The 4,090-nt window shown below is 71.7% G+C and carries 3 protein-coding genes and 1 pseudogene; all 4 read right to left on the bottom strand.

Going from position 1 to position 4,090, the window contains the following annotated elements; genetic code table 11:
• Positions 1 to 670, bottom strand: a 670-nt coding sequence (gene pgl / locus ACYVE7_RS30490; RefSeq protein ID WP_460369566.1) for a 6-phosphogluconolactonase, incomplete at its 3' end; no start/stop codon positions are given.
• Positions 667 to 1,728, bottom strand: coding sequence for a glucose-6-phosphate dehydrogenase assembly protein OpcA (locus tag ACYVE7_RS30485; protein ID WP_460369564.1), 1,062 nt, complete (start codon positions 1,726 to 1,728; stop codon positions 667 to 669). The genes ACYVE7_RS30485 and pgl, both read right to left, overlap by 4 nt.
• A gap of 5 nt (positions 1,729 to 1,733) precedes the next feature.
• Complete coding sequence (gene zwf, locus ACYVE7_RS30480) at positions 1,734 to 3,281, bottom strand: glucose-6-phosphate dehydrogenase (RefSeq protein WP_460369563.1); 1,548 nt, start codon at positions 3,279 to 3,281, stop codon at positions 1,734 to 1,736.
• Between the two features lie 81 nt (positions 3,282 to 3,362).
• Positions 3,363 to 4,090, bottom strand: a pseudogene (locus ACYVE7_RS30475) (glucose-6-phosphate isomerase); the annotation flags it as partial.

The raw sequence follows: 4,090 nt of genomic DNA, 5'->3' as shown, positions 1-4,090 counted from the left end.
CGACCGACGGGTCGGCTCCCGTCACCCCGAGCCGGACGGCCTCGGCCTTGCCCTCGCCCGCCGCGACCACCCACACCTCGCGGGCGGCCCGGATCGCCGGGACGGTGAGCGAGATCCGTGTCGGCGGCGGCTTGGGGGAGTCGCGCACGGCGATGACCGTGTCCTTCTCCGCCAGCACGCCGGGCAGGCCAGGGAACAGGGACGCGACATGGGCGTCGGGCCCCATCCCCAGCATCAGCACGTCGAACGCGGGCACCCCGCCGTCGCCCGCCGCGTCGGCGAGCTCGGTGGCGTAGCGGTCGGCGGACGCCTCGACGTCGTCGCCGTCGGGACCGTCGGGGCCGTGCATGACATGGATCCGGGCCGGATCCGCCGGGATCAGATCGAGCAGCGCCTCGCGGGCGCCCGTCTCGTTCCGCTCCGGGTCGCCGGTGGGCAGATACCGTTCGTCGCCCCACCAGAAGTCGACGTTCGACCAGTCCACGGCGTCACGCGCCGGGCTGGCCGCGACCTCCGCGAGCGTGCCGATGCCGATGGTGCCGCCGGTCAGCACGACCGACGCGGTGCCGCGTGCGGCCTGCACGTCGACCAGCCGGGTGATCAGCCGTGCGGCCACCGCCTTGGCGAGCAGGCCCGCGTCCGGGTGGACGACGACGGTGCGTTCGCTCATTCGGCGGCCTTCCGCCGGGTGGCGCGCGGCTTGGGCGCCGGGGCCTCGGCTTCGATCTCGGCCTTCACTTCGGCTTTGAGCTCCGCCTTGAACTCGGCGGCCGCCTCGGCTTCGGCCTCCGCCTCGACGGCGGCCGCGGCCTTGGTGAGCGCCAGATAGTCCTTCTCGAACCGGCGGACGGCGTCGGCGTAGACCTCGTCGGGGTCGAGCCGGCGCAGCTCCTCGGCCAGCAGCTCCGACATCGGCCGCCGGATCAGCGCGACCTGCCGGTCGGGCTGGCCGGGACGGGACAGGGTCGCCACCCGGCCGTCGGGACGGGTGATCGACAGATCGCCCTCGACGGTCGCCAGGGTCACCGCGGTGATGCCGGGGCCGGTGGAGAACTCCCGGCTGACGGGCACGCCGAGCCGCACTGACAGCCAGGCGGCCAGCAGTTCGGCGCTGGGGCTGTCGGGTTCGGCGACCACCTGGCCGCTGATGATCTCGGGAGTCGGCTGGTCGAGCGAGGCCGCCAGCAGGGTCCGCCACGACGTCAGCCGCGACCACGCGAAGTCGGTGTCGCCCGGCTGGTAGGAGCGGGCCAGCTCGCACAGGGTGCCGAGCCGGTCGAGCCCCGCGTAGGAGTCGGTGATCCGGCGCTGCGCCAGCGCGCCGAGCGGGTCGCCCGCCGGGTCGGCGGGCGCCTGCCCCGGCCACCAGGTGACGACCGGCGCGTCCGCGAAGAGCAGCGGCAGCGCGACGGTGACGGCGTGGTCGGCGAGCGGCCCGTACATGCGCAGCAGCACGGTCTCGCCGGGGCCGGTCTCGCCGATCCGGATCTCGGCGTCGAGCCGTGAGGAGCTGCCGCGGGCGTCGCGGGAGATCACGGTGAGCACCCGGCAGGGGTGCTCGCGCGCCGCCTCGGTGGCCGCGCGCAGCGAGTCGTACTGGGCGGACTCGTCGGTCACGATGACCAGGGTCAGCACCATCCCGACGGCGGGGCCGCCCATCTGGTGCCGGGCCCTGGTGAGCGCGTCCTGGATCCGCCGGGTGGTGGTGTCGGTGAGATCGATGTTCATCTCGGTCAGATCCTCCGCCAGGCGCGGCCGTCGCGCTTCATCATCAGGTCGGAGGACTTCGGCCCATAGCCGCCCGACTTGTACTGTTCGGGTTGGCCCAGCGTGGACCAGAACTCCTCGATCGGGTCGAGGATCTGCCAGGAGAGCTCGACCTCCTCCTGCCGCGGGAACAGCGGCGGGTCGCCGATCAGCACGTCGAGGATCAGCCGCTCGTAGGCCTCGGGCGAGGACTCGGTGAACGACTCGCCGTAGGCGAAGTCCATGTTGACGTCGCGGACCTCCATCGACGGGCCCGGCACCTTCGAACCGAACCGGACGGTGATGCCCTCGTCCGGCTGGACCCGGAAGACCAGGGCGTTCTGCCCCAGCTCCTCGGTGGCGGTCTTCTCGAACGGCAGGTGCGGCGCCCGCTGGAAGATCATGGCGACCTCGGTGGTGCGGCGCGTGAGCCGCTTGCCCGTCCGCAGGTACCACGGCACTCCGGCCCAGCGGCGGTTGTCGATCTCCAGTTTGATCGCCGCGTAGGTCTCGGTGGTGGAGTCGGGGGAGATCCCCTCCTCCTGCAGATAGCCCTCGACCTTGACGCCGCCCTGCCAGCCGGCCGCGTACTGGCCGCGTGCCGTGGTCAGGCCCAGATCGTCCGGCAGCCGCACCGACGACAGGACCTTGGCCTTCTCGGCCCGGACCGCGCCGGCGCTGAAGTCGACGGGCTCCTCCATCGCGGTGAGCGCGAGCAGCTGGAGCAGGTGGTTCTGGATGACGTCGCGGGCGGCACCGATGCCGTCGTAGTAGCCGGCGCGGCCGCCGATCCCGATGTCCTCGGCCATCGTGATCTGCACGTGGTCGACGAACGACCGGTTCCAGATCGGCTCGTACATCGTGTTGGCGAAGCGCAGCGCCAGGATGTTCTGGACGGTCTCCTTGCCGAGGTAGTGGTCGATCCGGAAGATCGACTCCTCGGGGAAGACACGGTGCACGACGCTGTTGAGCTCCTGCGCGGAGGCCAGGTCGTTGCCGAACGGCTTCTCGATGACGACCCGCCGCCAGGAGTCGGGGCCGTGCTCGGCGAGCCCGCTGCGCTGCAGCTGCTCCACGACCACGTCGAAGAACTTCGGCGGGATCGACAGGTAGAAGGCGTAGTTGCCGCCCGTGCCGCGCGTCTCGTCGAGCTCCTTGACGGCCAGCGCCAGCGCGTCGAACGCGCCCGGGTCGTTGAACTCGCCGGGCACGAAGTGCATTCCTTCGGAGAGCTGCTTCCACACCTCCTCCCGGAACGGGGTGCGGGCGTGCTGCTTGACCGCCTCGTAGGCGACCTGCCGGAAGTCCTGGTCCTCCCAGTCGCGGCGCGCGAACCCGACCAGGGAGAAGCCCGGTGGCAGCAGCCCGCGGTTGGCGAGGTCGTAGATCGCGGGCAGGAGTTTCTTGCGGGACAGGTCGCCGGTGACGCCGAACAGGACCAGCACGCTGGGCCCGGCGACGCGTGGAAGTCTCTTGTCACGGGGATCCCGCAGCGGGTTCCCGTCGATGCCGATCAGTTCAGCGGGCGTTGCCATGCCCGGTACCTTTCTCGAACTCGGTCTAGGAGGGGGTCGACCGGCTGATGTTGTCGTCGAGGCCCTGATGGGGCTTCGGGCCTAGCGCAGGGCCTCCAGGATCTGCCGGAGCCCTGTGGATCTGTCCCGCAGATGGAGCCTGACCGCCGGACGGCCGCGCGAGCGGAGCGCCCGCAGATCGCCGGAGGCCTGCGCCAGCTGCAGAGTCTTACAGGTGTACGGTCTGCCGGGGATATCCAGTTCAACCTCGGTCTCGCCGGTGAGCTGGAGGAACACCCCGTTCTGCGGGCCGCCCTTGTGGTACTGGCCGGTGGAGTGCAGGAACCGCGGTCCCCAGCCGAACGTCACGGGTGCGGTGCCCTGCGCCCGGAGCGTTCCAGAGCGCTCCGCCAGCAGGGCGCGGAGCGCCGCGGCGGGCGCGTCGGCGCCCGTCCGGTCGAGGTAGGCCATGACCGACAGATAGCCCCGGTCGGGGACCAGCGCGACGAGCTGGTCGAGCGCCTCGCCTAGCGTGTCCGCCTTGATCACTCCGGCGGAGTGGATCTCGACGTCGCCGTCCACGAAGTCCGGTTCGTCCGCGACGAGCACCGGCGGCTCGCCGTCCTGTGAGCGGAGCATCTCGTCGGTGAGATCCTTCGCCTCCTGGACGTCGGGCTGGTCGAACGGGTTGACCCCGAGCACCCGGCTCGCGACCGCGACGGCGTACTCCCAGAGCAGGAACTGCGCGCCGAGCGGACCCGCCACCCGCAGCGCCGCCGCCTCGAAGTCGCCGAGCACGAGCCCGCGCACGTCCGGCGCGGGCGCGAACC

The sequence above is a fragment of the Actinocorallia lasiicapitis genome (genome assembly GCF_054778695.1).
This window is presented reverse-complemented; position numbering and strand designations above follow the sequence as displayed.